A 25,820-nucleotide genomic window follows, 5' to 3' on the forward strand; every position below is an offset into this window, starting at 1 on the left:
GCCGAAAGCGCAACTTCAAATCTAAAGTTTTAATTAAACAATCATGAATAATTATGTATATTATGACATTTTCTTAGCAAAAAAGCGCTGCGAACGATGGCGTCCCGCCCTCGCCCGTGCTACGGCTCTTTATAATTTAACCTCGTACGATTTTGATCGACCACAATTCCCCAACAGCCCGCAGCGCGGTCTATTCGCACCTCGTGCCTGCTTTCGGCGGGGCGTGGTAAATTCCGAGCGACTCGCTGGCACATCCCCCAAAGGGTACAACCGCGAAATATAAGTTTATGAAAGTCCCTGAGTAAATATGGCGATATCCGACCAAAGCATGAAAACAAGTATCAGCACTGCAAAGATATAATGTGAATAAATTCATTAACCTAGAACTAATGCTAGACGCAATCATAATAATCTCATTCATAATCGCAGGCGGAGGCATCGGCTATTACGGAGTCGAACTCCTGCCGATCGAGCTGCTGGAGCAAGTTACAAATATACAAGGTTTAAGTTCTGTACTAGGTTCCTTTGGAGCATTAATCGGCTTCGTGATGGGATTAGTGGCTCAAACAACCTATCGGCGCTTGGAAAAACAAGTCCGCGATATGCCAGTCGAGATGCTGCTGACGCGGGCGATCGGCTTAATCATCGGACTGCTAGTAGCGAACTTAATGCTGGCTCCGCTGTTCCTGCTGCCAATTCCCCGCGAGTTCGGCTTCATCAAACCTTTAGTCGCAGTCTTGGGTAGCGTCATGTTCGGCTTCACAGGCGTCAGTTTGACCGACACCCACGGCCGCGCTTTCTTGCGGCTGATCAACCCCAAAAGCTTTGACACGGTGTTGGTAGCCGAAGGTACTTTCAAACCAGCAACTGCCAAAGTTGTCGATACTAGCTGCATTATTGACGGCCGAATTGAAAACTTGCTAGAAACTGGTTTCCTCGAAGGTCAAATTATCGTGCCGCAATTCGTGCTCCAAGAACTGCAACTGGTAGCTGATTCCGCCAACGATCAAAAGCGAGTGCGCGGACGCCGCGGCTTAGATGTACTCAACCGCATCAAAGAAACATATCCAGAACGGATTCAAATTCACTCGGCTGACTACGAAGATATTGCCACAGTCGATGCGAAATTAGTCCGCTTCGCTTTGGATATCGACGGCATTTTGCTCACCAACGATTACAACTTATCAAAAGTAGCTACCGTCCAAAAACTGCCGGTTTTGAATATCAACGATTTGACTCATGCGGTGCGCCCGACTTATTTGCCGGGAGATACGATCGAACTAAAAATCCGCAAAGAAGGCAAAGAACCGTCTCAGGGAATCGGTTACTTGGATGACGGCACAATGGTTGTCGTGGAAGCCGGTAGCAGCTATGTCGGCGGCGAAGCCAGAGTCGTAGTCACCAGCGCCCTGCAAACAAGCGCCGGCCGCATGATATTCGCCCGTCCTCAAGAATCCGTTATTGTTTAAAACTGAGTAACAATGGCCAGGGCAATCAGAATCAAATATTGCGATCGGTGTTCCCAATCTGCCCCGACTCTCTACCGCGCCCGGTATGACGAGTCGGGGCAGTGGTTTTTTTTGTGTCTTAAATGTTGGGAATCGGTAAGTAAAAACAATCCTTTTTACTTCTACGGTGGCACTTGGAAAGCCAGCAAGAAAAAATAGCAATTACCAGCTTCTTCTTCTTTTCTCTTCCTTCGCGTCCTTAGCGTCTTCGCGGTTCAATCATATCAATATCAGTGATTCAGGAGTAATTAAAATCAACCAATCTCGATCGCATCTTCATACAATGTCTCAATCGCACAGCTAAAATTAACGCTAGCAAACTGAACGTCTTGCCCTTGAGTGTAAGGATAAAGCACCCACAAACCCTCTGCATTCCGGCGAAAACACTCTACACTAACTCTTTCTTGATTGATTAATACATACTCTTGCAAACTTTCAGAAGTGCGGTAATCAGCAAATTTATCGCCTCTGTCAAAAGCCGCTGTTGTCTGCGATAAAACTTCGACAATTAAGCACGGGTAGCGAATGAAATCTTCATCAGCATTTTTGTCTCGTTCATCACAACTCACCGCTACATCGGGATAGTAATAAAAATTTGATGCCTCAATCCGAACTTTCCTATCTGCCATGTAAGGCATACAACCACTTCCCCGAAGATAGTTCCTCAAAAGTACAGATACGTTCCCCGTAATAATGACATGAGGTTTGCTTTCCCCTGCTTTTGCATAGATTTTCCCTTGCCTGTACTCCTGTTTTATAGGGCTGACTTTCTCGGCTTCTAAATAGTCTTCGGGGGAGATAGAGGTGCAGCTTTTACTTGCAACCATATAATTTTGAGGTGGGTGAGGATTTCACTATTATAGCCGTAGCACGGGCGAGGGCGGGACGCCATCGCCCTTTTTCACCTTTCCCCAAAGTTTCAACGTCGGCGCGGAGTCGGAAGCCGGCGTTCGCCATTTTGCGGTTGCGGTTTTTCTTGCAGCTTCATCGTCAAACTAACCCGCTTTAACTTCTCATTCACCTCCAAAACCCGCACTTTCACCACTTGTCCGACTTTGACAATCTGTTTGGGGTCATCTACGAATCGATCGGCTAATTGAGAAACGTGAACCAAACCATCTTGGTGTACTCCCACATCAACAAAGGCTCCAAAGTTAGCTACATTCGTGATTATGCCTTCTAATTCCATCCCAACTTGCAAGTCGGAGATTTCTTTAATTCCTGCTTGGAAAGTGGCATATTTAAACTCGGCTCGCGGGTCTCTTCCCGGTTTTTCTAGTTCGGAAATAATGTCTCGGAGTGTTGGTTCACCCACTTTTTCGGTGACATATTTCTTAATGTTTACAGTCTTGATTTTTTCCGATATTTGTGTTATTCCTGTCAACGGCAAGTCTAAATCCTTGGCGATCGCCTGCACTACAGGATAACTTTCGGGATGAACTGCGGTATTGTCCAGGGGGTTTTCTCCGCCGCGAATGCGGAGAAAGCCGGCTGCTTGTTCAAAAGCTTTGGGCCCAAGTTTGGGAACTTTCAGGAGTTGGCGGCGATTTTTAAATGCGCCGTTTTCGTTACGGTAATTAACGATATTTTTGGCAACTGTTGTCGTCATTCCTGACACAAATGTCAGCAGTTCTTTCGAGGCTGTGTTTAAGTCAACTCCGACATAATTAACGCAGCTTTCGACTGTTTCGTCGAGTTTCTTTTTGAGCAGTTTTTGGTCAACGTCGTGCTGGTATTGACCGACTCCTATTGATTTCGGGTCGATTTTCACGAGTTCGGCGAGGGGGTCTTGCAAGCGCCGCCCGATGCTGACTGCGCCGCGAACGGTGATGTCGAGGTCGGGAAATTCGGCGATCGCCACCTCGCTTGCTGAATAAATCGATGCACCCGATTCATTCACCATGACTTTAATCGGTTTCCTGTCCATTTGGGCCAAAACTTCCGAAACAAATTCGTCTGTTTCGCGAGAAGCTGTACCGTTGCCGATCGCGATTAATTCAATCTTATATTTTTCAATTAAATGCTTGACAATTTTACCAGCTTGTTGTCGCTGAGCGGCCGCTTGGTGGGGGAAAATTGCTTGATATTCTAAAAATTGCCCGGTTTCATCGAGGGCGGAAACTTTGCACCCCGTGCGAAATCCCGGATCGATCGCCAGTGTCGGTTTCATTCCCGCTGGCGCCGACAGCAGCAACTCGCGGAGGTTGGTTTCAAAAGTGGCGATCGACTCGATATCAGCGACGGCTTTGTTGTGCGATCGCACTTCGGTAATTAACGAAGTCTTCATCAGCCGGTTGAAGGCATCCTTCAAGGTCGATCGATAAAACTCTTTAACTTCCGGTATCCTAGATCTAATTTCCTGAGCTTCCAAATAAGCCATCACTGCGGATTCATCAAACGCCAGATCCAAATCTAAGACTCCTTCCGTTTCCCCGCGAAACAGCGCTAACATATTGTGCGATTGAACGCTTCTCGCTGCAACTTGGTAATTGCGGTACATTTCAAATTTAGTGCTTCCTTCCGGGAAATCATCTTTAATTTTTGAGAGAAAAACTCCTGTTCGCATCAAAAAATCTCGCAAGTAAGCCCGCAATTCTGCTTTCTCCGAAACCGCTTCCGCCAAAATATCCGCAGCACCTTTGAGAGCTTCTTCTACTGTTTTTACTCCCTTTTCTTCCGAAATGTATTTAGCTGCTTCAGACTCAAAATCTGCTGGTTTAGCCGTCGGTAAGTTCAGAGACTTGATAAATTCTGCCAGCGGTTCCAAACCTTTTTCCCTAGCAATTGTGGCTCGCGTCCGCCGCTTGGGTTTGTAAGGCAGATAAAGGTCTTCTAGTTCGTTTTTTTGCAAACACGATTCGATTTTCGCTTGCAATTCTTCAGTGAGTTTCCCCTGAGATCTAATCGTCTCTAAAATCGATTTTTTGCGGTCTTCTATTTCCGTCAGATAGGTGAAGCGATCGGAGATATCCCGTAACTGAATTTCATTCAGCAAATCCGTGCGTTCTTTGCGGTAGCGGGCAATAAACGGAATAGTTGCTCCCTCTGCGAAAAGTTCCAGAGCATTATTGACTTGAGATAGATTAATGGAAAGTTCTTGAGCAATCAGTTGAGGAATGTCGATCATAGTGCAGAATTTCGGATCAGTCGATTTTAGATTTTAGATTTTAGATTTTAGATTTTAGATTTTAGATTAACTTCACAGAAGAGACGAAGAAAAGGGAATCATCCCATTTTTGTTAAAATCGCTTTCTAGGAGTGCGATCGTCCCGCACAGCAAAGCCGATATATCTCGCTTCTAGCTCTACGGCTTGCACTCCTGTGAAAGCATCATTGGGATGTTCCCGTGATGTTAGCATAAATGCAGTCATTGCTCAATATTATATGTTTCCTTTTAAATATCCTGTGCCGCAAACCGATCCGCCGCGATCGCCCAGAGAAACGCTGCCGACGATGTACGATTTACCCAGCGAAGACCCGGAGGAACCTGGTTTGCCTGACGAATTTCACGATTTGCAGCCGCAGTTGTTGAGCCTGACGTTTCGACCTCGGAATTATCCAGCTTCTGAGATATTTAGCGGCACCGACATGAACCTTTATTATGACGTGCATCACACTCTGTGGCACAAGCAGCCGGATTGGTTTGGAGTTGTGGGAGTTCCCCGACTTTACGATCGATCCGAACTGCGGATGAGTTATGTTACTTGGCAGGAAGGCGTCAATCCTTTTGTAATTGTAGAACTCCTTTCGCCGGGAACGGAAAAAGAAGATTTAGGCGAAAATACCGATGAGGAAAAGTTGCCACCTCAGTCGGGAAGCACTACGGATAACGGGCAAGTTTTAGAGGCCGAGACGAAGGAGGAACCGCCGAGAAAATGGGATGTTTACGAGCAAATTTTGCGGGTTCCTATTTATGCCGTTTTCAGTCGCTATACTAACAAATTGCGAGTGTTTGAATGGAAGGGCGGACACTATCAAGAATTAGAATTGCCCGACTCGCGAGTGTGGATTGCTGACCTAAGTTTGGGCTTGGGTTTGTGGCAAGGAGAGTTTCAGGGAATCGATCGACTGTGGTTGCGCTGGTATGATGTTGATGGCAATTGGATTCTGACTGAAGCGGAACAGCAACGGCAGCGGGCCGAGTCAGCGGAATCTAGGGCTCAACAAGCGGAAGCTCAATTGCAGTCTTTAATTCGGCGGCTGCGGGAATCTGGTATCGATCCCGATCAATTTTTAAACGGTTAGAGAGGACTGAAGTCCTGACTAAAAACTGGTTCGCAGTCAGGACTTTAGTTTGTTTTTACTTCACCATAAGACTCAAGGCCTCACTACGCACAGGCTTTAAGATTTGACCAAAACTTGATTGGTTGCGGCTTGTTTGTTTGTTGCTGGTACTCTTTGCGGTAAAGTCATCCGCGTCGAGAGAGTGATGCAAATAAGCTTGACCGACAGAACCGAAAAGTTGCAGTTTGTCAGAAATGACCCATCGCATGGCATTGATAGCTTTTTCCATTATTTCCAACAAATCAGGCTCTGACAGAGAAATGCTACTTTTTAACACGTCCATATAAGCTTCGCGAACTTCTGTATTCACATTAAATTTCGATACTCCGAATTTAATACACTCATGAATCATTGATCCCGGCAAACCGCTAGCACCGTGCATCACTAACGGCACTGAAACAGCAGCCCTGATTTTTGCCAGACGCGGAAAATCTAGTTTTGGTTCGCTTAAATATTTGCCGTGAACGTTACCAATTGTTACGGCTAAACAATCCACCTTAGTTTCTTTGACAAACTCTAATGCTGCTACGGGATCGGTCATTTTTGCAGCTTTCTCATCGCTTGTCAAACCGTCTTCCCTGCCACTGATTCTGCCGATTTCTGCTTCAACTGCCGCACCGTTAGCGTGGGCTAATTTAGTCATTTCTCGGCTAAATATTAAGTTTTGTTCGTATGGCAAAAAAGAACTGTCTGCCATAATTGATTTGATGCCGGCGGCTAAGCCGAGGTGAATGTCTTTTTCTGAAGTGCTGTGATCTAAGTGTACTGCGATCGGCACTAAAGATTTGCGGGCCGCTTTGATGCACAGCGCGACTAAAGGCGATTGTCCGTATGGGAGGGCGCTGGGGTGAAGTTGCAGTATAGCAGGGCTGTGCAGCGCTTCGGCCGCATTGATGACGGCTTTTACTCCTTCGAGGTTGTAGACGTTAAAAGCGCCGATCGCATAACCATTTCTCAAAGCCGTGTTCAGCAATTCGCTAGTTGAGGCGAGCATATAGTACCTACTTTAAAAACTTTTCTGAATGTTGATCATTCTATCAAAGTTTAAGGGCAAGCTCAGCTTAATCTGTGTTTATTTTAATTGCGAATTCTTCGGCTACGATTTATGTGAAGTGGATTTATTCTTGGGTAAGGTGCGCTTAGCGCACCCTACTATTTGTTTGGTGACTCTAGCGCACCTTACTCCTTGAGTGATTTACTAGGTTTGTGCGTTACCCACGTGCAAACCGCACTCTTTTACGGTCGCTTCTTCCCACCACCAGCGACCTTCGCGTTCGTGTTGGTTCGGCAATACTGGCTTGGTACAAGGTTCGCAACCAATACTTACAAAACCGCGTTCGTGCAACTTGTTGTAAGGCACATCCAAAGCGCGAATGTATTCCCAAACCTCTGCCGAAGACCAATTTGCTAAGGGATTGAATTTAATTAATTCATGGTCAGGAGTTGAGAATGCAGTGTCAACTTCAATAACCGGAATACCGTTGCGGGTACTGGGACTTTGGTCTTTGCGCTGACCGGTAATCCAAGCATCGAGAGTATTCAATTTGCGGCGCAGCGGCTTGACTTTCCGCACGCCACAGCATTCTTTGTGACCGTCTTGATAAAAACTAAACAATCCCTTTTCTTCTACTAGGGCTTGTACTTCTGCTGCATCGGGAAACATTACTTCTAATTTAATGCCGTAATGTTTTCTGACTTGATCCAAAAACTGATAAGTTTCTGAGTGCAATCGTCCGGTGTCTAGGGTGAAAACGCGGAAATTCTTGGTGATTTTTGAGGCAAGATCGATCAGAACTACATCTTCAGCCCCGCTGAAAGAAATGGAGATATTGTCAAAATTTTCTAGGGCAAATTTGAGAATGTCTCGCGGTGTTTTTTGACTGTATTCTGCTTCTAGCGCGGCAATGTTGAGATTTCTTTGGATGGCAACCATATTTTCGGGTTTTCGGTGTTCTTTTCCTCTAGCCCTTTATTATAGCCGATCGCCGTCTCTGGCTCACCGACTAATTTGACAATCAAGCAATGTCGTCCGGGACCGCCGGATTCATCCGTGAAGCGAGAAAAAAGCTCCGACTGCTCATCACCCGCCCCCGGATTTATCAGCGGGAGCGCTTTCTTCAATCTAAAATCTAAAATCTAAAATCTAAAATCGATTGACCGCATCTTGCAGCAGTCTTTGCGGCTGAACCCACAATCAAGCTCAAGGATGGCGATCGTCTGCTGGTAGCAGTTTTGGTGAACCCAACACTCCTCTACTGGCTAAAATGGGACGGCCGCGCGATCCATTGAATTTGCGCCCCAATTATAAAACACACACAATAAAATCATTTAAATGTCATTGTTACAATCCTAAAATTTGACTTGTCTTATTAATTAAATAATAGCGCTTGCTAAGCGATATTGTGCTGTATTTGAACGGAAAAAACATTATTTTAATACCAGTATTAACACCGCTATAGATCCTTTTAAATTGCTGTCAATACCGCTAATTAAATAATTTATCTAACATCATTTAGGCACTGCACTAGACTAGCTTATTGGGAATAAAGCTAAAAAAATACGTAGAAAATCCGGCTTTTGTCGGGTCATCGATCTTTCTCCTGATATCTGTTGGTTTCAAAACAGCGAATTACCACGAATCAATTACTAATTGCCGATTAATTTATTCAGAGCAATGTAGTTAGTAAAGTAAATTTTTATCGCTTTTTGTCGCTGACCGCCAACCTTCAGCCATACGATCGGCTATATTGTATTTGGAAGTACATTAATTTGTCCGTAAAGCGGTCTAGTCCCATCGCCGCCGATCGCGCCAGCTTCTGAATAAACGTAGTCCGCTGTCAATAAGAGCAAGGAAGTGTGGAATTATGTCAAAAATTTTAGTAGTGGACGACGTTAAGAGCGAACTAGAAATCATCTGCCGAATTCTTCAAGATGCCGGATTGGATGTGATCCGGGCAGGCGACGGCGAAGAGGCGATCGCCATGATCCGCAGAACCCCTCCGGCTTTGGTCGTTTTAGATGTAGTGATGCCACGAATGAACGGGTTTGAAGTGATCAGAGAATTGCGGGGCGATCGCGCAACTGCAAAATTGCCCGTAGTATTTTGTACTCATAAAAACACCGAGATTGATAAAGCTTGGGGAACAGATTTAGGGGCCGATGCTTACGTCAGCAAACCCTTTGAACCTCAGCAACTCGTCCACATAGTGCAGCGCCTGCTTTCGGCGTAAACAAAATATAAAGTGATCGGCAGCTTCTCAAAAAACATTATACAGACAAACCCCCTTTTTTTTTAAGAAACTGGGTTTTTGAAACCCCTAAAAGTTTTATGTTTAATGATAGCGACCTGCTTATTTGCTCAACCCGCGATTTATCTAACGGAAACATTTGAGGCACCAAAACTGATGCTGAAAAAATCGATCGGCGATCGGCTTTAGGGTCAAAGCAAAACTTTAATTTGTAAGCTACACTAGAAACTAAAAATAATCCATGAAAATAACGACTCTCCCCGCTGGGGGGAATCAGACAAGTGCAACAAAGCAATTTCTCCTGTTCGGTCAAGGAGGGAGTCTGTTCGGCATAGAGTTAGATGCAGTGCGGGAAGTCCTTTCCCTCAATGAACAACCGATTTCCCTGGTTCCCAACACCCAGCCATTTTTGCTGGGATTAACCAACTTGCGGGGCGAAATCTTAGCAGCAGCAGACTTCGGACTGTTTGTCGGTATTGAGTCGGTTGACACCTACCACTCAAACAGCCGCATCTTAGTGGTAGAAGCGCCCGATCCGCGAGACGTGAGATTGTTGTCGAGAATCAGCCTGGGATTAGCCGTCTCCCGCGTCGAAGGAGTTTTACCTCTCAATCCCGATCGCATTGTCTCAGCACTAGATGTCAGTCCCGACCTAGCTCCATTCTTAAAAGGTCTGTACAATTCCGAAGGACGCTTGCTAATGATTGTCGATGTAGAAGCGATCGCCCATTCCGAACGCTGGTAAGAATCAACAATACAGATAAGTCTGCAACGGCTGTGCATCAATAATATTAACTAACGATCGCCGGCATCCGATTTGCCCATCCTTAATTTTATGATCAAACTTCTCTATACCTGGATCGCAACGACTTTCACCCTGACATTGCCTGACTTCTCCCCATCGGTGGTAGCTGGGGCTGCTAATTGCATCATTTGTGCGTGTTACTTTGGCATCGCCTGGCTAATCAGTTTAGGTTTGTGGCGAAACCGTCAATTCGGGTTCGACATCTTCGCCACAGTCACAGCAGGCATATTTTGGAGCTGCGCTTTCGGTCACAGCGGACACGCCGCCGAATACCTAGGACTGCCGCACTCTCCGGTGGCGCAAACAGTGTGGGATTGGATAACTGTAATTCCGGCGATCGCTTTTTTGAGTTTGTCCAACCGCTACACCTTCTTAGTAGGTTCCACCCAAATCCTTAACTCTAAAAAAGAAACAGAACAAGCGCTGAGCGAAACTACCCAGCAATTTCACGCAATCTTCGACCAAGCTTTTCAAGCGATCGCATTATTGGAGCCAGACGGTACTCTGATCGAAGCAAATCAGACAGCGCTAAAATTGAGCGATTTGCAAGCATCAGAAGTCTTGGGGATGAAATTTTGGCTGGCACCAGGGTGGGCATCATCTCCAGCCAACCAGCAGCGCCTAAAAACGAACATTAAACAAGTCTTGATCGGCAATTTAGTCCGAGAAGAATACGAAATTACCGGCCCCAACAACGATGTGACAGTAATGGACGTGTCGTTTAAGCCGCTGTTAAATTCCACAGGAGAAGTATTTCAAATCCTCGCCGAAGGCCGCGACATTACCAAGCGCAAACAGACAGAAGCCGCTTTGCAGCAGCTAACGGCAGAACTAGAGCAGCGAGTGAATGAAAGAACCGAGCAGCTCCTGCAAACTAACGCACAATTGGAACAGGAAATTCGCGATCGCACCGCAGTACAAGAGCAATTAAAAGCCTCAGAACAATTCTTAAACAACATCCTCAACAGCATCCCCGACCCGATTTACGTCAAAGACAAACAGCACCGCTGGTTAATATTAAACGATGCCTTTTGTCAATACCTAGGTCACAGCAGAGAAGAACTAATTGGCAAATCCTACGACCAGTTCTTGCCCAAACAGGAAGCAGAGACATATCGAGAAAAAGACGAATCAGTTTTCTTGACAAATACCAGCAGGGAAATTCAAAAAACTATCACAGACCGAGCAGGAAAAACCCGCTTTGTGTCCGCCAAAAAATCTACCTTTATAGATGCCGACGGCAGACAATTTCTCGTTTGCGCGATTAGAGATATCACCAATCGCGTGCAAATGGAAGAACAACTGCGGCAAACACTGGCAGAAGCAGAAAGCTCCCAAAACTTGCTGCGAACAGTCATTGATGCTACGCCAGACTGCATTTTCGTCAAAGATCGAAACTTGCGCTACACCCTAGTCAATGCAGGTTTCGCCGCCGCCTTCGGCAAAACTCAAGCAGAAATTATCGGCAAAGACGACGCAGAAATCGGCATATCGGTTGATCGAATTTTCGCCAACTTCCACGCCGAAACCGATTCCCAGAACCAAATCCAAAACTTCCGGGCCGACAACCACCTCGCGCCCGGTTCCAACGACTTAGCCACCTTAGCCGACGGCAAAGTACACACCTTCGACACCCAGAAATTGCCCCTCAAAGATGCAGAAGGTAACATTTTAGGAATGCTCGGCTTCGCGCGCGACATCACAGAGGGCCGGAAATCTGAACAAGAACTATTGCGGTTCAAAGCAATTTTAGAAACCACAACAGACTGGGTAGGCATAGCCGACACCCAACAGCGCACCATTTATCTCAACCGCGCAGCCAGAGAAATGTTGAGAGTTGGCGAAAACGCAGATTTAGCCGGATTCAGCATTTCCGACCTGACATCGCCCAAAAGTATAGACACTCTTATCAACGTCGGCATCCCCGCAGCTTGTCGGGAGGGGGCGTGGAGCGGCGAGGCAAGGTGGCGAACTTTAGAGGGTCAAGAAATACCAGTTTCTCAAGTAATTATTGCTCACAAATCCGAGAAGGGAGAAATTGAATTTCTGTCAACGATCGCCCGCAACATTACAGAAAGCAAACGCACAGAAGAAGCCTTGCAGCAGAACTTGCAAATGCTCGACCTTGCCAGCGACGCCTTGATCGTTCGGGATATTGACGGCACGATTAATTTTTGGAATCAGGGAGCCGAACGGATGTACGGCTGGACAAAAAAAGCAGCTTTGGGGAAAGTCACCCATACTCTATTGCACACCATTTTTCCCCAGCCTTTACCAGCTATCTCGGCACAGTTAGAAGAGCAAGATTATTGGGAAGGAGAATTAATTCACACCACCAATTATGACACCAAAATTACCGTATTCAGCCGCTGGAATTTGCAGCGAGACGAACAGGGAAAACCCAAAGCAATTTTAGAAACTAACAACGATATCACGGAGCGCAAGCAAGCCGAAATCGAAAAGCAAAGATTGATTTCGATCGTAGAAAGCAGCTCGGATTTTATCGGCACTGCCACCCTGGAGGGAGAGGCAACATACCTGAATCCCGCTGGAATGAAACTAGTAGGATTGCCAAATATTGAAGAAGTCAAAAGCAAAAGTGTTTATGAGTTCTTCTGTGCAGAAGATGTTAAGTTTTTCCAACAAGAAATCCTGCCGCCTACTGTGCGAGACGGTTTTTGGCAGGGTGAATTCCGCTTGAGGAACTTTCAAACCGGCGAAAACATTCCGGTTGACTTCACCATATTTACCGTCAAACACCCAGAAACCGGCGAGCCTATCGGTTTGGCAACAGTTACTCGCGACATCAGCGATCGCAAGCGTGCAGAAGAGATGCTGCGCGAGCGCGAAAGACTATTCCGAGCGATTTTTGACCAATCGTTCCAATTAGTGGGGCTGCTAAAACCAGACGGAACCGTTTTGGAAGCAAACCAAACAGCCCTCGACATCGCCGGACTGGAGCGCGAAGACTTCGTAGGCACGCAGTTTGCAGATAATTTGTGGTGGCAAATTTCCCCAGAAGCCAAGCAAAAAGTGCAAGCAGCGCTCATAAAAGCTGCCGCCGGCGAGGTAGTCCGCTACGAAGCCGACGTGCTCGTTGCTGGGGGTGCTGTGATAACTGTGGACTTCTCCCTCAAGCCGATCGTAGACGACAGCGGCAAAGTCGTGCTGCTAATTCCAGAAGGCCGCGACATCAGCGATCGCAAAGCCCTAGAACGAGAATTAGTTTTGCGTCAAAGCCGCTTTGACGCATTTTTCGCAGCCGCCCCGGCCTCAATGTTTATTTTGGACGAGCAGTTGCGCTTTGTGCAAGCCAACGAGGAATTAGCGGCAACCACCGGCGTCTCTGTTGCCGAACACCTCGGCAAGACTGTGAGGGAAGTTGTACCCGAAATGATCGATACCCTACAGCCGATGTTGCAGCAAGTTCTTGTCACCAACCAACCGTTGTTAAACGTTGAGGTGTCGGGCACAACCGTCAACGAACCGGGCGTCATGCGAGATTGGCTAGCATCATACTTTCCTTTGCCCGGATCTGACGGCAAACCCATCGGTGTCGGGGGTGTGGTGATCGAAATTACCGATCGCAAAAAAGCAGAAGAAGAGCGCGATCGATTTTTTACCCTTTCCCTAGACTTGGTTTGTATTATAGATTTTGAAGGCAAATTCAAGCGCCTCAATCCCGCTTGGGGAACAACCCTCGGCTACTCCCTAGAAGAAGTGGAAAACCAACCTTTTATCAATTTCGTCCATCCAGACGATCGCGAACAAACCCTAGCAGAAGCGGCAAAAATAGCCAGCGGCGCCGAAACAAAGTCTTTTGAAAATCGGTATCGGTGCAAAGACGGTTCCTACAGGTGGCTGTCGTGGAAAGTGCGGCCTGAAAACGAACAAAAGCTCATGTATGCAGTCGCTCGCGACATTACCGAAAGCAAACAGGCACTTAATCAATTACAAGAAACAACAGCCCAATTAGCCCGTTCCGAAGACCAATTTCGGCAGCAAAGCAATCTCTTGCAACTGCTAATAGACAGCATTGGCGACGGCATAATTGCTGCCGACGAAAATAGCAATTTTCTTTTGTTCAACCCCGCCGCCCAAGATATCTTTGGCATGGGTGCGACAGATTATACTCCCAACGAATGGTCGGCAAAATACGGTTTGTTCTTGCCCGATACCGTAACTCCCTTTCCCCCAGCCGAAATACCTTTAGCGCGCACGGTTCGAGGAGAAGCCTTTGACGATGTAGACCTTTTCACCCGCCACGCAGGCAAGCCTAACGGTCTGTGGGTGAAAGTTAACGGCCGGCCGCTCAAAGACGAAACGGGGGCGCTTAAAGGCGGCGTAGTCGTTTGCCGCAACGTCACCGAACAAAGAGCATCCCAGGAGCGAATGCAGCAGTTGGCCGAGACACAGGAACGCTTGCTGCAAGAACTAAAAACTCGGCAAAATGCCCTAGACGAAGCTGCGATCGTCAGCGAAACTGATGTCCAAGGCATGATTACCTACGCCAACGACAGATTCATTGAAATATCCGGTTACAGCATGGCAGAACTCCTAAACCACAACCACAGCCTCATCAATTCGGGCTACCATCCCAAATCATTTTTTACAGAAATGTGGGTGACAATTTCTCGCGGTTTGGTGTGGAAAGGGGAAATCAAAAACCGACGCAAAGATGGCTCGTTTTACTGGGTAGATTCGACGATCTCCCCCATCTTTGATACCAGTGGCAAAATAGTCAAATATATCGCCATTCGCTTTGACATCACCGAGCGCAAAGAGGCAGAAGAACGACTGGAAAAATTGGCAGCAGAACGCAAAGCTGAAGCTGATTCCCTGACGCAGCAAGTCCTCAAATTGCTGGGAGAAATTAAAGGCGCTGCTCAAGGCGACTTGACAGTCAGGGCGGAAGTGACTAACGACGTTTTAGGTGCTGTCGCCGACTCTTTCAACTTCTTAATCAGTTCTCTGCGGAAGGTGGTAACGGGAATTCAAACTTTAGCCGAACAGGTAACATCTGCCACCGGCGAGTCGATTAACAATACCAGTCAACTCACTCAACAGGCGGAAATTCAAGCCACAAAAATATCTGCCATCATGCGGGAAATCGAGCGGATTGTGAATTCGATCCGCGACGTGCGAGATGTTTCGGTGCGCGCCGAAACAGTTGCCCAGCAGTCTTCTCAAACGGCTGAAGTCGGCGGTCTGGCTGTCGATCGAGCTGTCGAAGGCATTAACGGGCTCCGGGTGACGATCGCCTCTACCTCGAAAATGATGAAGCGTTTGGGCGAATCTTCGCAGCAAATTGGCAAAATTGTAACTTCGATTTCTCAACTTGCTTCGCAAACTAATTTATTAGCTCTGAATGCTACTATTGAGGCGGCGCGAGCCGGCGAACAAGGTTTAGGCTTTGCTGTTGTTGCCGAAGAAGTGCGGAAATTAGCAGAAAGATCCGCTGGCGCTACGGAGGAAATCTCCGAAATTGTCGGTACAATTCAAGAAGAAATCAGCCGCGTGATGAAGGCAATGGAATCGGGGACGCTGGAGGTAGTGGAAGGCACTAAGCTGGCAAGCGAAGCTAAAACTCACCTCAATGCCATCATCGAAGTTAGTCGAGAAATGAATGCTTTGGTGCAGAATATTACTATCGCATCTGCCAAGCAAACTGTTTCGGCTGAGGGAATTGCTAACAGTATGCAGCAAGTCAACGAGATTGCTAATACGACTGCACAAAAAGGTGCGGATGTCAAAGCATCTTTGGACGAGTTGTCTGGTTCTCTGGGCCAATTGCAAAAGTCGGTGGCGAATTTCCGCAGTTAGTTCAGTTGACAATTGACAGTTGACAGTTATACGAATCACTAATAACTATCGTTGTTGCCGGGGCGAGTTGACGAATATCCTGAATGCGAATTTATAGATAATCGTGAACCCACCCTGACAACAATTACAGTTAAATAACGGGGTACATATATAAAAAACTGCCCACAGAAAACTGTTAACTGCCAACAGTCAACAGTCAACAGACAACAGACAACAAACTAATATGAATGATGACGATTTAAACGAATTAATAGATGCTTTTACCGCAGAATGCGAAGAGTTTCTCCAGTCAATGGAGACGAATCTGCTGGCGATGGAAGCTGCGGGTTTGAAAGAGCGACAAGCGGCAGTTAAAGAAATGTTTCGGGCGGCGCACTCGATTAAAGGTGCAGGTTCGATGTTGGGCTTTCAAAACGTATCGGCGGCGGCTCACACGCTGGAGGATTGTTTTGTCATTTTGCGCGATCGCACAGACTTGTCGGCTCTGGAACCGACTACTGTGAGTGTTTTGCTGCAAGGCGTGGATGCTCTCAAAAAGATTACGATCGAATCTGTTCAACACTCCGATGTCACAACTCCGGATCAAACGGAAAACTTGGAGGCGATCGCCCAAATTTTCGCCCAATTCCAGGCTAAGTACGGCAAGTCAGAACAGCCGCCAGTCCCCGCAGCCAGCCCATCGCCCGCCCCCGACACCCTGAAACTGATTTTTGAACAGCAAGTGCCGGCACTCTTCAATCGCCTAGAAACCGAGCTTTCCCAAGCTTCCGAGGCAGATTTGGCAAAAAGCGTCACCGCCCTCAACCAGGTTTACTACCAACTCTCCGGTTTGGCTGGAATGCTGCAATTGCCGGATTTTGGGAAAGTCGCCGCAGCCCTCAGCGCTTTGATCGAGTCTCCTGACTTGACTCTACAACGTTTGCAATCCGAGGGTTGGGCGATCGCCCAAAACTTGCAAACCGCACGCCAACAAATATTGGAAGGAAGGGCGATCGACATCCCCGAAATCTCCCCCACTCCCCCCCTCTCCCCTTCTCCCCCTCTTCCACTCTCCCCCTCTCCCACTCCCCCCGAAATCTCCCCCTCCCCGACTCTCCCAGTCGCCAACCCGCAAAGGCCGACAATCCGGGTAGACTTAGAACGCTTAACTGAATTGGTGAATCTAGTCGGGGAATTAGTCATCAACCGTACAAATTTAGAACTTCAAGAATCCGAACTGCGCGGCGAAGTCAAGCGCATCCGCCGCAATATCGTAGATTTAAGCCAATTCGGCGGTCAGTTGCGAGAAGAATACGACAGACTGAGCTTTGCAGAGTGGAGAGGGGGAAACGGGAACTCTGGATTGGGAAAACTTGCTGCTGCAGAAACAGAGTTCCCCGTGATTGCTAACGGCAAATCCTCTCCGGTTCATGCTCACTTCGATATCTTAGAGATGGATCGTTATACAGAGTTCCACTCGACAGCCGCCGAAGTGATCGAAACTGCCCAAGCAATTTCTCACTCCGCCACCAAATTAGACACCTTAGCCATGAAATTCGAGCGCAGTACCGACCAACTGCGCCGCATTACCGAACAACTACGCAGCCGCGTCATGCAGTTGCGAGTCGTGAGTTTCAGTCGCGCCGTCGATCACTTGCCCAGAGCGCTGCGGGAAATGTGCCTCACATACGATAAAGATGTCAACCTGCTGCTAGTGGGAAGAGATACCAAAATAGACGAAAGTTTGCTCGATGCTTTGCGCGATCCCTTAATACACTTAGTGAGAAACGCTTTCGACCACGGCATCGAAATGCCCGAAGTTCGGCAAGCAAGCGGCAAGCCGGCCAGCGGTCAAATAGAAATAGAAGCCCGCCACCAAGGCGGCCAAACTATTATTACTGTCGCCGATGACGGCAAAGGCATTGACCCGGAAATCATTCGCCGTAAAGTTGTCACAAAGGGTTTGGCGACGGAGGAACAAGCTCAAGAATTTTCCATTGCCGAACTCTACGATTTTCTGTTTTGGCCGGGTTTCAGCACTACAGAAGGGGTCAGCGACCTTTCGGGGCGGGGAGTCGGGCTCGACGTGGTGCGAACAAATTTGCGGGCTGTGCGGGGGACTGTGAAGGTAGACTCTCGGCTGGGAAAAGGTACGAGTTTTATCATTAAACTGCCACTGCTGCTGTCGATTACTGATGCTTTGATGGTGAAGACCGATCACAATAAAATAGCAGTGCCGCTGGATGCAGTCGAGGAAATTCTGCACATTAAAGCCTCGGAAGTTCACCTTGCCGGCAATCAGCCGATGCTGTGGTGGCGGGAGGAATTTATTCGTTTGGTGAGGATGCAAGATTTGCTCGAATACAGCGTCGTCGGGCCGGATGCCCCCTCTCCTGACCCTTTGACCCAAGACGAAATTCCTGTCCTGGTTTTGGCTTCTACCGAAGGAATGCTGGCGGTGGCCGTGGAACGGCTGATCGGTCAGCAGGAAATTGTGGTTAAACCTTTGCCACCGCCACTCTCGAAGCCTCGCGGCGTTTTGGGGACTACGATTTTGGGGGACGGGCGGGTGGTGAATATTCTGGATGTGGACGATTTGGTGGGCCAACCTGTGGTAAATAGCTCGATCGCCGCTGTCTCCGGTAAAGTGGAGGAGATACCGCCGAGTTCGAGTCAGTCACCGCAGATTTTGGTAGTGGATGATTCCTATACAATTCGCCAGTTGCTGTCTCTGACGCTGACTCGTGCTCGCTACCGGGTGGTACAGGCTAAAGACGGCGTGGATGCCCTGGAAAAGTTGCAAAATGGTCTTGATTGCAGTTTGGCGATCGTGGATATTGAAATGCCCCGGATGGATGGATTTGAATTGTTGCGATCGATCAGATCGACCGAACGGTTTGCTAAGATTCCCGTAGCCATGCTGACATCCCGTAGCGGGGAAAAACATCGGCAAATGGCAATGGAATTAGGCGCAAATCAATACTTCACCAAACCTTACAGCGAAGCCCAACTTTTACAAGCTATCCCCAAATTAATCCACCACTCAAGAATTTAATTCACAATCTCAAATTTCCCATCAAATAATCCCTAATCTCAAACAAAACTTAGGCAAAAAGTAATTACACCAGCGAATAATAGTGGTAAACTACGCAGCCCAATCACTTTCTAAAATCCAATAATTTTCACTTCTCAATCAAATAATCTTCAATCTTCAATCTTCAATCCAATAATCTTCAATCTAAAATCTAAAATCTAAAATCTAAAATCGAATGACTCACGCCAATTACAATCGCCGCTTTCGGAGCAAGAAACAAGCCACTGTTAGAATTGCTCCTAAAAAATTTGTTTCTTTTGAACTTGGAAATATTTACTATGCTGTTCCTATTGAACGAGTGGAGCGCATTGTTAAAAATTTTAAGGCCTACGGTCTTTTACCTAACGGTAATAGTTTACTGCGGCATCAAGAAGAACTGATTACCCTAATTAATTTATCCAAAATTTTTCCCAGCAGTCCGAGTATTGCTGAGTGCAAATACCTGATTATTTGTACCTTAAATAAAAGCGATAGGTTAGGGATTCCCCTTCCTGATATGCCAAAAATTTTGGAAATTACCGAAGAAAGCTTCTGCGAGATTCCCGAATTGTACCGTCAACAGCAACTGCCTCCGGTAATAGAAAAGTTAATTCGCGCACCTGATGGTTCCGAAGTTTTTTATCTGAATTTCGATCTATTTAGCGAAATGTAGGGGGTTCACTTTTCGAGGTATCATACCATATAAATGGTATTTTGGCAAACAAAAAGTTAGAAATTTATGAAAAAACTCACAATCATGTCGATCGCCCTACTAATTTTTGCAGCAATTCTCGAACTGCCGAAGGTGGGGCTGCAACTAAGTGCGATCGGGCAAATAGAAACACCGCAACCAATCCCAACACCGCAACCAATCCAAACACCGCAACCAATCCCAACACCGCAACCACAAACACCCCAACCAATCCCAACACCGCAACCAATCCCAACACCGCAACCAATACAAACACCCCAACCAAAAGCAGCCGACCCCAAAAACCTCGGCTACGTCTCCCCAGAATTTGCCGAAAATTTCTCCCAGCAACAAATCGACCAAATCAACGCCAACGTCGAAACGCTGCTGCTAACTCAAAGCTGCTCCCGCTGCGACCTCCGAGCCGTAAAATTAGTTAACATTAACTTAAAAAATCCCATCCTTACAGGATCAGATTTATCAGATGCCAACCTCAGCGGTAGTCGCTTCGAGATCTCAGATTTTGTCAACACCAATCTAGCTCGCACAAACTTAAGCGGAGCCGAATTAGTAGGAGCGAGAATCAGCAACGCTAACCTCAGAAAAGCTAACTTGACAAAGACAAATTTAGACGGTGCAGACTTGCGATTTTCCGACTTGAGAGATGCCAATCTTTCCGATGCCAACCTCCGCAATGCTAATATAGATGGCGCTAGTATCGATCGAGCAAGCATGGCCGGCACCACAATGCCAGACGGCAGAAAAAATAATTAATAATAGAGGTAGTCTTATGTCGCCGATTAAACAACGCCTTCTCGAAGCGATCGAACGGACTCCTGAGCCACTTTTAGAGCAAACGCTGGCATTTCTGGAATTTTTGACCAGTCGGACACAATCCGCGATCGCCCCAGACTTCGACTCAGATTTTGACTCAGATACCGACTCCAACGAGCAAATCCTCGCCGATCTGAAAGCCTCCCTCCACCAAGCCAAAGCGGGACAAACCTTTCCCATATCGGAACTCTGGAACGGTATCAATGTCTGATATGTCAGTCCAAGTCACATTCACGGTACTCTTCAAACGTCGCCTCAAAGGACTCGCTAAAAAGTATCGCCAAATTCAAACCGATATTCAGCCAGTCCTTGATGAGCTTATCCAAGGAAACTTCATAGGAGACCAGATTACAGGGACTCAATACACCGTTTACAAAGTCCGGGCTAAAAACAGTGATTCCCAAGTTGGTAAGAGCGGCGGTTATCGCTTGATTTATCAAGTTGAATCACCGACTCAAGTTGTTTTACACCTGATTTACTCGAAATCAGAACAAGCAAATGTCTCCGCCGAGGAAATCCAAACTGCGATCGCAGAATACCAAGCGAACCCAGACGAATAAGCCATTTTTCAAATCTAAACGCTTGCCCTTCTTGCTCTTTGAGGCGCTCGCTGTCATCGTCAAAATCTGTGTCGTGCCTTCCTTCAATTCTATTCAAACAGCCAAAAACCTCTGAATCACCTCATCACTTAATTCGCTAGTGCTTCCAGAAGCCACAATCCCGCCTTTTTGCATAGCATAATACCAGTCAGCTTGCCGCACAAAATGCAAATGTTGCTCCACCAACAAAACAGAAATTCCCCTAGTCGCAACCACACGGCGCACCGCAGCTTCTATGTCTAAAATAATAGACGGTTGAATCCCCTCCGTAGGCTCATCCAAAACCAGCAACTGCGGCTCACCCATCAAAGCCCTAGCAATAGCTAACTGCTGCTGCTGTCCCCCGCTCAAATCACCTCCCAGGCGATCGAGCATAGTTTTCAAAACAGGAAATAAATCAAAAATTTCCTCGGGAACTTCAGGATTTTTGGTTTTGGTTGGTTTCGCTTCCAAACCTAACAATAAATTTTCTTTAACCGTCAAACGTGGAATAATTTCACGCCCTTGAGGCACATAACCAATTCCTAATCTAGCCCGCTGGTGAGTCAACTTAGAAGCAATAGATTCTCCGCCAAAAGCAATAGTACCACTGCGGGGTTGCAGCAACCCCATAATCGTTTTTAGCATAGTAGTTTTGCCGACACCATTGCGGCCGATCAAGCAAACCATTTGCCCCGCATTTACGCTTAAATCCACATCGCGCAAAATGTGACTTTCGCCGTAATAAACATTCAAATTAGAGACTTGTAGCATAATTATTTACTGTTGACTGTTGACTGTTGACTGTTGACTGTTGACTGTTGACTGTTGACTGTTGACTAATAACTATTCTTCAGGTTTTCCCAAATATACCTCAATTACCCGATCGTCATTTTGCACCTCATCCATAGTCCCCTCACACAAAACCGCACCCTGATGCAACACCGTCACCTGCCGCGCAATTTGCCGCACAAACTCCATATCGTGTTCTATCACTAACACCGAATGACTTTCGGCGAGCGAAATTAGCAACTCTCCAGTTAACATCGTTTCCTCATCCGTCAAACCCGCCACAGGTTCATCTACCAACAACAAATCAGGAGATTGAGCCACCAACATTCCAATTTCCAACCATTGCTTTTCCCCGTGAGAAAGCAAACCCGCCGAAATATCAGCTTTAGCAACTAAACCAATTGTTTCTAACAAACCCGCAACCGTGCGTTTTTCAGCAGCCGAAGCAGGCTGGAACAAAGTCGAAAAAACATTTTTATGGCGGCTGCAAGACAATTCCAAATTTTCGCGTGGCGTTAAATTCAAGTAAACTCGCGGCGTCTGAAACTTGCGACCAATTCCCAAGCGCGAAATCCTATCTTCCGACAACTTGCGTAAATTTTGTCCCTTAAATAACACCCTGCCCTCTGTCGGCTGCACCTTCCCGGTAATTGAATCGAGAAAAGTTGTTTTCCCCGCACCGTTAGGGCCAATGATAACGCGCAGTTCGCCCGCATCCATGCTAAAATTCAAACCGTTGATGGCTTTAAAACCATCAAAACTCACAGTCAAGTTTTCGATTTCTAAGACTTTTTTATTCATGATTAGCAATTAAGTCACTAATGGACAACAACCGATACCCCTTGTAGGTGCTAAGCGCAAATATCATCCCTTATTACGCAGATTTTCTCGCCTTTTGTGGCACCATAATTTCTCCTTCTTCCCGGCTGTTTACTCTACACTAAAACTGCTAGAACTGCTCGACATGGGAGGTGGAGCAGCAGCCATAATTCGCTCAGCTAACTTCGAGAGCGGCAGACTTTGCAAATACACTTTTCCAGGCCCGGTTAGCTTGACTAAAAACAAGCCTTCGCCGCCAAATAGAGCATTTTTAAACCCGCCAACAAACTGAATATCGTAATCTACAGTCGGCGCAAAAGCTACCAAACAACCAGTGTCCGCTCGCAACACTTCGCCAACTCCCAAATTTTTCTCAACTATTGTTCCTCCCGCATGAACAAAAGCTAGCCCGTCACCCTGCAATTTTTGCAGAATAAAACCTTCTCCGCCAAAGAAACCGGCACCTAGTCGCTTGGTGAAAGCTACCTCAATTTCAATGCCATTTGCCGCACAGAGAAATGAGTCCTTTTGACACAAAAATTTACCGCCAAGTTGGCCTAAATCGAGGGGAATTACTTTACCCGGATAGGGGGCGGCAAAAGCGACGCGGGCCTTACGATTTCCGGCGTTGACAAAGGTGGTAATGAAAAAACCCGCTCCTGTCAGCATTCGTTTGAAACCTTGAAATAAGCCGCCGCCTGTGGATGTTTGCATTTGGATGTCGCCTTCCATGTATGTCATGGTTCCAGCTTCCGCCCTGACGCCTTCTTTGGGGTCGAGTTCAATCTCGATGAGTTGCAAATCGTCGCCGTAGATTTTGTAGTCAATAATATCTGCCATATGTTGACCCTCAAGTTCAAGAACAAAGCTGTTTGCTAGGGATATCTAAGTAGGTGGACATATATATTGCGTCTCCTCAGAGAGAAACGCAGCTTTTCCCAAGTTTATTGGGATTGTTTTGTTTGTCTCTTGCCAGTGAAATTATTTTATTTCCACCTACTTATAAATTACACGATATTTTTGCAATCAATGTTCAAGTTCTTCTTTTTCGAGCTGCACTTGCGGGTCTTGTTCCAGGCTGGGATAAGTAGATGCGTACTTCGGTCTTCTGAACAAGCTGCGGATTTGGTCGAAACCTTGATGTTGCAGCCATCCGACTAAGCCGTCGGGCAGCACTGTGACTACTATTAGGAATAGCGCGCCTTGGAAAAATAGCCACACTTCGGGAAACTGTTCGCTCAAGAAACTCTTGCCAAAGTTGACTAGCAGTGTTCCCAATATTGCTCCCGATAATGTGGCGCGACCTCCCACTGCGACCCAGATTACCATTTCAATTGAAAAGGCAATATCCATTGCTTTTGGCGAAATGATTCCGGTTTGTACGGTAAATAATGCGCCTGCAATCCCGGCTAAACCGGCGGAAATTGCAAAGACTAAAACTTTGTAGCCTGTGGGATTGTAACCTGAGAAACGTAGGCGCACTTCGTCGTCGCGAATTGCTACTAGCAGGCGGCCGAAACGCCCGCTGGTCAGCCATCGACACAGGGCGTAAGTTGCTGCTAGAAATAGTATGGTGAGAATGTAGAAAATATATTGAGTATCTCGGTCATTTACTGTGGCTCCGAACAGGGTTTTAAAGTCGGTGAGTCCGTTGGTTCCGTTAATCAGTTTTTGCTGACCGTTAAAGAAGTTGAAAAATACAATGGTTGCTGCTTGGGTAAGAATTGAAAAGTAAACGCCTCGAATTCGATTCCGGAATACTAAATAACCTAAAAGTGCGCCCAAGATGGCGGGGATGAGAACTATTGCTAATGCTGAAAAGGGAAATGAATAAAATGGTTGCCAAAACCAGGGGAGTTCGGTAACGCCGTAGAGGTTCATAAATTCTGGCAATTGACTGCTGGCGGTTGGGGGAATTTGCAATTTTAGGTGCATGGCGAAAGCGTAGCCGCCGATCGCAAAAAACACCCCATGCCCTAAACTAAGCAAACCCGTGTATCCCCAAATCAAGTCTATGCCGAGGGCGGCAATTGCTAGTGCTAAAAATCGCCCCAATTGATTGAGGCGAACGTCTGGAAGTATTCCTGGGATCAGGAATATGAATGTGAGGGCGATCGCGCTAACAATTGCTGCTTCTTTTAGCCAGGGTTTTTGATGTTTTTTCTGCATTTTTCGCTACACTCGCAGTTGTAATTTTTAATTTTCTACCGTCCGCCCTTTTTGCGGGAAAATCCCTCCCGGCTTCACTTGCAGAAAAGCCATAATTAAGGCGAATACCATTACTTTTGCCATGCTGGTTGTGGCGAAAAATGTGAAGAAGTCGGCTAAAGGCTTGATAGGAGCGAACATTAATGCTAAGGTTCCCGAACCGATCAGGTAATTGGCAGTGCCGATCGCGATCGCAGCAACTACACTCCCCACAATCTTGCCGACACCGCCCACAACCACCACCATAAAGGTATCGACTATATAATTTTGTCCAGTATTTGACCCTACCGAACCGATCAAACTAATCGCGCACCCAGCCACACCAGCCAACCCCGAACCCAAAGCAAAAGTCAGCGCGTCTACTTGTTCGGTAGGAATTCCCAAACACGCACTCATGCTGCGATTTTGCGTCACGGATCTAATCCGCAATCCCCACACAGACTTTTGCAAAAATAGGTAAATTCCCGCCAAACAAATTCCTGTCAGCACAATAATAAAAATTCTGGCATAGGGCAACTGAAAATTGCCCAGCGGTATGCCACCCCGCAACCATTTCGGTGCAGTTACATCCACATTTTGAGCGCCAAACCAAGGTTGAGTTACTGCCAGTTTGTAAGTTTGCCCTAAAAAAGCGCTCACCGCCCAGGAAATACCCAAAGATAAAGGCAAAATTAGGGCAATAATGTTGTTGCGAATGCGATCGAAATCCAGGCGCGATTTCAGCAACCGCAAACCGCCAAAAAACAGCAAACAAAACACCGCAATCCCAATTACCAGCACCCAACTGACGCTGCGGACAAACTGCTGCAAAATTAAACTTACACCCCAAGTTGCCAGCAGAGTTTCTAGCGGCCGCCCGTAAAGATAGCGAATCACTCCGCGTTCGAGAATTAATCCTACCAATGCAGCTACTAAAAAAGCTAGGGGAATTGCAAATAAAATGTATGTTTCAAAAGCAAATCCTCCAATACCTTTGAAGACATTTTGCACCACGAAAGTTGTATAAGCCCCCAGCATCATCAACTCGCCGTGAGCCATATTAATCACGCCCATCAGCCCGAAAATAATCGCTAATCCCAGGGCTGCAATTAATAAAACAGCGCCGATGCTAATGCCGTTAAATAAACCATCTAATATCGCCAATTTTGTTCCTCCTGCATCAAGTCTGTTAACTTTGT

At 46.7% G+C, this 25,820-nt stretch carries 20 protein-coding genes; 10 read left to right on the forward strand and 10 right to left on the reverse strand.

Annotated elements, in window-relative coordinates; genetic code table 11:
- The first annotated feature begins 389 nt into the window (after positions 1–389).
- On the forward strand, positions 390–1,469 hold the full coding sequence (locus QUB44_RS00210) for a PIN/TRAM domain-containing protein (RefSeq protein WP_333161322.1): 1,080 nt from the start codon (positions 390–392) through the stop codon (positions 1,467–1,469).
- A 293-nt stretch (positions 1,470–1,762) separates the two neighbouring features.
- On the opposite strand, the gene QUB44_RS00215 is transcribed toward QUB44_RS00210, so the two are convergent.
- The 3 genes from QUB44_RS00215 to QUB44_RS00225 all read right to left on the reverse strand — a co-directional run bounded on the left by QUB44_RS00215 (position 1,763) and on the right by QUB44_RS00225 (position 4,879).
- Positions 1,763–2,335, reverse strand: coding sequence for a Uma2 family endonuclease (locus QUB44_RS00215; RefSeq protein ID WP_333361656.1), 573 nt, complete (start codon positions 2,333–2,335; stop codon positions 1,763–1,765).
- Between the two features lie 92 nt (positions 2,336–2,427).
- Positions 2,428–4,635, reverse strand: a complete 2,208-nt coding sequence (locus tag QUB44_RS00220; RefSeq protein WP_333361657.1) for a Tex family protein — start codon at positions 4,633–4,635, stop codon at positions 2,428–2,430.
- A 112-nt stretch (positions 4,636–4,747) separates the two neighbouring features.
- Positions 4,748–4,879 (reverse strand): hypothetical protein, encoded by a 132-nt coding sequence (locus tag QUB44_RS00225; RefSeq protein WP_333361659.1) that lies wholly within the window; start codon positions 4,877–4,879, stop codon positions 4,748–4,750.
- Between the two features lie 13 nt (positions 4,880–4,892).
- Between QUB44_RS00225 and QUB44_RS00230 the strand changes: the two genes are divergently transcribed.
- A complete protein-coding gene (locus tag QUB44_RS00230) occupies positions 4,893–5,753 on the forward strand; it encodes a Uma2 family endonuclease (RefSeq protein ID WP_333361660.1) in 861 nt (286 codons plus the stop codon).
- A 55-nt stretch (positions 5,754–5,808) separates the two neighbouring features.
- On the opposite strand, the gene QUB44_RS00235 is transcribed toward QUB44_RS00230, so the two are convergent.
- Together QUB44_RS00235 and QUB44_RS00240 are read right to left on the reverse strand one after the other, a co-directional pair.
- Positions 5,809–6,786, reverse strand: a complete 978-nt coding sequence (locus QUB44_RS00235) for a class II fructose-bisphosphate aldolase (protein WP_333361661.1) — start codon at positions 6,784–6,786, stop codon at positions 5,809–5,811.
- A gap of 204 nt (positions 6,787–6,990) precedes the next feature.
- Positions 6,991–7,725, reverse strand: a complete 735-nt coding sequence (locus QUB44_RS00240) for a phosphoadenylyl-sulfate reductase (RefSeq protein ID WP_333361662.1) — start codon at positions 7,723–7,725, stop codon at positions 6,991–6,993.
- A gap of 931 nt (positions 7,726–8,656) precedes the next feature.
- Here QUB44_RS00240 and QUB44_RS00245 point away from each other — a divergent pair.
- The 8 genes from QUB44_RS00245 (at position 8,657) to QUB44_RS00280 (ending at position 20,805) form a co-directional block, all read left to right on the forward strand.
- Positions 8,657–9,022 (forward strand): response regulator, encoded by a 366-nt coding sequence (locus QUB44_RS00245; RefSeq protein ID WP_333161204.1) that lies wholly within the window; start codon positions 8,657–8,659, stop codon positions 9,020–9,022.
- Between the two features lie 259 nt (positions 9,023–9,281).
- Positions 9,282–9,785 (forward strand): chemotaxis protein CheW, encoded by a 504-nt coding sequence (locus tag QUB44_RS00250; RefSeq protein ID WP_333161205.1) that lies wholly within the window; start codon positions 9,282–9,284, stop codon positions 9,783–9,785.
- Positions 9,786–9,875: 90 nt separating this feature from the next.
- The gene (locus QUB44_RS00255) at positions 9,876–15,668 is read left to right on the forward strand and encodes a PAS domain S-box protein (RefSeq protein ID WP_333361663.1); all 5,793 of its coding nucleotides are present in this window, start codon (positions 9,876–9,878) and stop codon (positions 15,666–15,668) included.
- 223 nt (positions 15,669–15,891) lie between these two features.
- Positions 15,892–18,702, forward strand: coding sequence for a hybrid sensor histidine kinase/response regulator (locus QUB44_RS00260; RefSeq protein WP_333361665.1), 2,811 nt, complete (start codon positions 15,892–15,894; stop codon positions 18,700–18,702).
- Positions 18,703–18,916: 214 nt separating this feature from the next.
- Entirely contained in the window at positions 18,917–19,393 is a 477-nt protein-coding gene (locus QUB44_RS00265; protein WP_333361666.1) for a chemotaxis protein CheW, read from the forward strand.
- A gap of 66 nt (positions 19,394–19,459) precedes the next feature.
- Positions 19,460–20,185 carry a pentapeptide repeat-containing protein gene (locus QUB44_RS00270; RefSeq protein ID WP_333361667.1) on the forward strand — a complete coding sequence of 242 codons (726 nt, stop codon included), beginning with the start codon at positions 19,460–19,462 and terminating at the stop codon, positions 20,183–20,185.
- 16 nt (positions 20,186–20,201) lie between these two features.
- Entirely contained in the window at positions 20,202–20,456 is a 255-nt protein-coding gene (locus QUB44_RS00275; RefSeq protein WP_333361668.1) for a hypothetical protein, read from the forward strand.
- On the forward strand, positions 20,449–20,805 hold the full coding sequence (locus tag QUB44_RS00280; protein ID WP_333361669.1) for a type II toxin-antitoxin system mRNA interferase toxin, RelE/StbE family: 357 nt from the start codon (positions 20,449–20,451) through the stop codon (positions 20,803–20,805). Before QUB44_RS00275 ends, QUB44_RS00280 begins: the two co-directional genes overlap by 8 nt.
- 93 nt (positions 20,806–20,898) lie before the next feature.
- Here QUB44_RS00280 and urtE read toward each other — a convergent pair whose 3' ends face one another.
- From urtE to QUB44_RS00305, 5 genes are all read right to left on the reverse strand, one after another.
- Positions 20,899–21,597 (reverse strand): urea ABC transporter ATP-binding subunit UrtE, encoded by a 699-nt coding sequence (urtE, locus tag QUB44_RS00285; RefSeq protein WP_333361670.1) that lies wholly within the window; start codon positions 21,595–21,597, stop codon positions 20,899–20,901.
- Positions 21,598–21,669: 72 nt separating this feature from the next.
- On the reverse strand, positions 21,670–22,416 hold the full coding sequence (gene urtD / locus QUB44_RS00290) for an urea ABC transporter ATP-binding protein UrtD (RefSeq protein WP_333361671.1): 747 nt from the start codon (positions 22,414–22,416) through the stop codon (positions 21,670–21,672).
- Between the two features lie 129 nt (positions 22,417–22,545).
- The gene (locus QUB44_RS00295; protein ID WP_333361672.1) at positions 22,546–23,274 is read right to left on the reverse strand and encodes a TIGR00266 family protein; all 729 of its coding nucleotides are present in this window, start codon (positions 23,272–23,274) and stop codon (positions 22,546–22,548) included.
- Positions 23,275–23,460: 186 nt separating this feature from the next.
- On the reverse strand, positions 23,461–24,603 hold the full coding sequence (gene urtC / locus QUB44_RS00300; protein ID WP_333361673.1) for an urea ABC transporter permease subunit UrtC: 1,143 nt from the start codon (positions 24,601–24,603) through the stop codon (positions 23,461–23,463).
- Between the two features lie 27 nt (positions 24,604–24,630).
- A complete protein-coding gene (locus tag QUB44_RS00305) occupies positions 24,631–25,785 on the reverse strand; it encodes an ABC transporter permease subunit (protein WP_333361674.1) in 1,155 nt (384 codons plus the stop codon).
- Between the last annotated feature and the right edge of the window lie 35 nt (positions 25,786–25,820).

Source organism: Microcoleus sp. AT3-D2, from assembly GCF_036705715.1.
Classification (GTDB): domain Bacteria; phylum Cyanobacteriota; class Cyanobacteriia; order Cyanobacteriales; family Microcoleaceae; genus Microcoleus.

Coding starts and splice junctions, on each gene's coding strand:
- QUB44_RS00250 (WP_333161205.1), top strand. CDS start 9,282: ATGAAAATAACGACTCTCCCCGCTGGGGGGAATCAGACAAGTGCAACA.
- QUB44_RS00270 (WP_333361667.1), top strand. CDS start 19,460: ATGAAAAAACTCACAATCATGTCGATCGCCCTACTAATTTTTGCAGCA.
- QUB44_RS00235 (WP_333361661.1), bottom strand. CDS start 6,786: ATGCTCGCCTCAACTAGCGAATTGCTGAACACGGCTTTGAGAAATGGT.
- QUB44_RS00265 (WP_333361666.1), top strand. CDS start 18,917: ATGACTCACGCCAATTACAATCGCCGCTTTCGGAGCAAGAAACAAGCC.
- QUB44_RS00220 (WP_333361657.1), bottom strand. CDS start 4,635: ATGATCGACATTCCTCAACTGATTGCTCAAGAACTTTCCATTAATCTA.
- QUB44_RS00240 (WP_333361662.1), bottom strand. CDS start 7,725: ATGGTTGCCATCCAAAGAAATCTCAACATTGCCGCGCTAGAAGCAGAA.
- urtD (WP_333361671.1), bottom strand. CDS start 22,416: ATGAATAAAAAAGTCTTAGAAATCGAAAACTTGACTGTGAGTTTTGAT.
- QUB44_RS00280 (WP_333361669.1), top strand. CDS start 20,449: ATGTCTGATATGTCAGTCCAAGTCACATTCACGGTACTCTTCAAACGT.
- QUB44_RS00225 (WP_333361659.1), bottom strand. CDS start 4,879: ATGACTGCATTTATGCTAACATCACGGGAACATCCCAATGATGCTTTC.
- QUB44_RS00230 (WP_333361660.1), top strand. CDS start 4,893: ATGTTTCCTTTTAAATATCCTGTGCCGCAAACCGATCCGCCGCGATCG.
- QUB44_RS00255 (WP_333361663.1), top strand. CDS start 9,876: ATGATCAAACTTCTCTATACCTGGATCGCAACGACTTTCACCCTGACA.
- urtE (WP_333361670.1), bottom strand. CDS start 21,597: ATGCTACAAGTCTCTAATTTGAATGTTTATTACGGCGAAAGTCACATT.
- QUB44_RS00210 (WP_333161322.1), top strand. CDS start 390: ATGCTAGACGCAATCATAATAATCTCATTCATAATCGCAGGCGGAGGC.
- QUB44_RS00275 (WP_333361668.1), top strand. CDS start 20,202: ATGTCGCCGATTAAACAACGCCTTCTCGAAGCGATCGAACGGACTCCT.
- urtC (WP_333361673.1), bottom strand. CDS start 24,603: ATGCAGAAAAAACATCAAAAACCCTGGCTAAAAGAAGCAGCAATTGTT.
- QUB44_RS00215 (WP_333361656.1), bottom strand. CDS start 2,335: ATGGTTGCAAGTAAAAGCTGCACCTCTATCTCCCCCGAAGACTATTTA.
- QUB44_RS00245 (WP_333161204.1), top strand. CDS start 8,657: ATGTCAAAAATTTTAGTAGTGGACGACGTTAAGAGCGAACTAGAAATC.
- QUB44_RS00295 (WP_333361672.1), bottom strand. CDS start 23,274: ATGGCAGATATTATTGACTACAAAATCTACGGCGACGATTTGCAACTC.
- QUB44_RS00260 (WP_333361665.1), top strand. CDS start 15,892: ATGAATGATGACGATTTAAACGAATTAATAGATGCTTTTACCGCAGAA.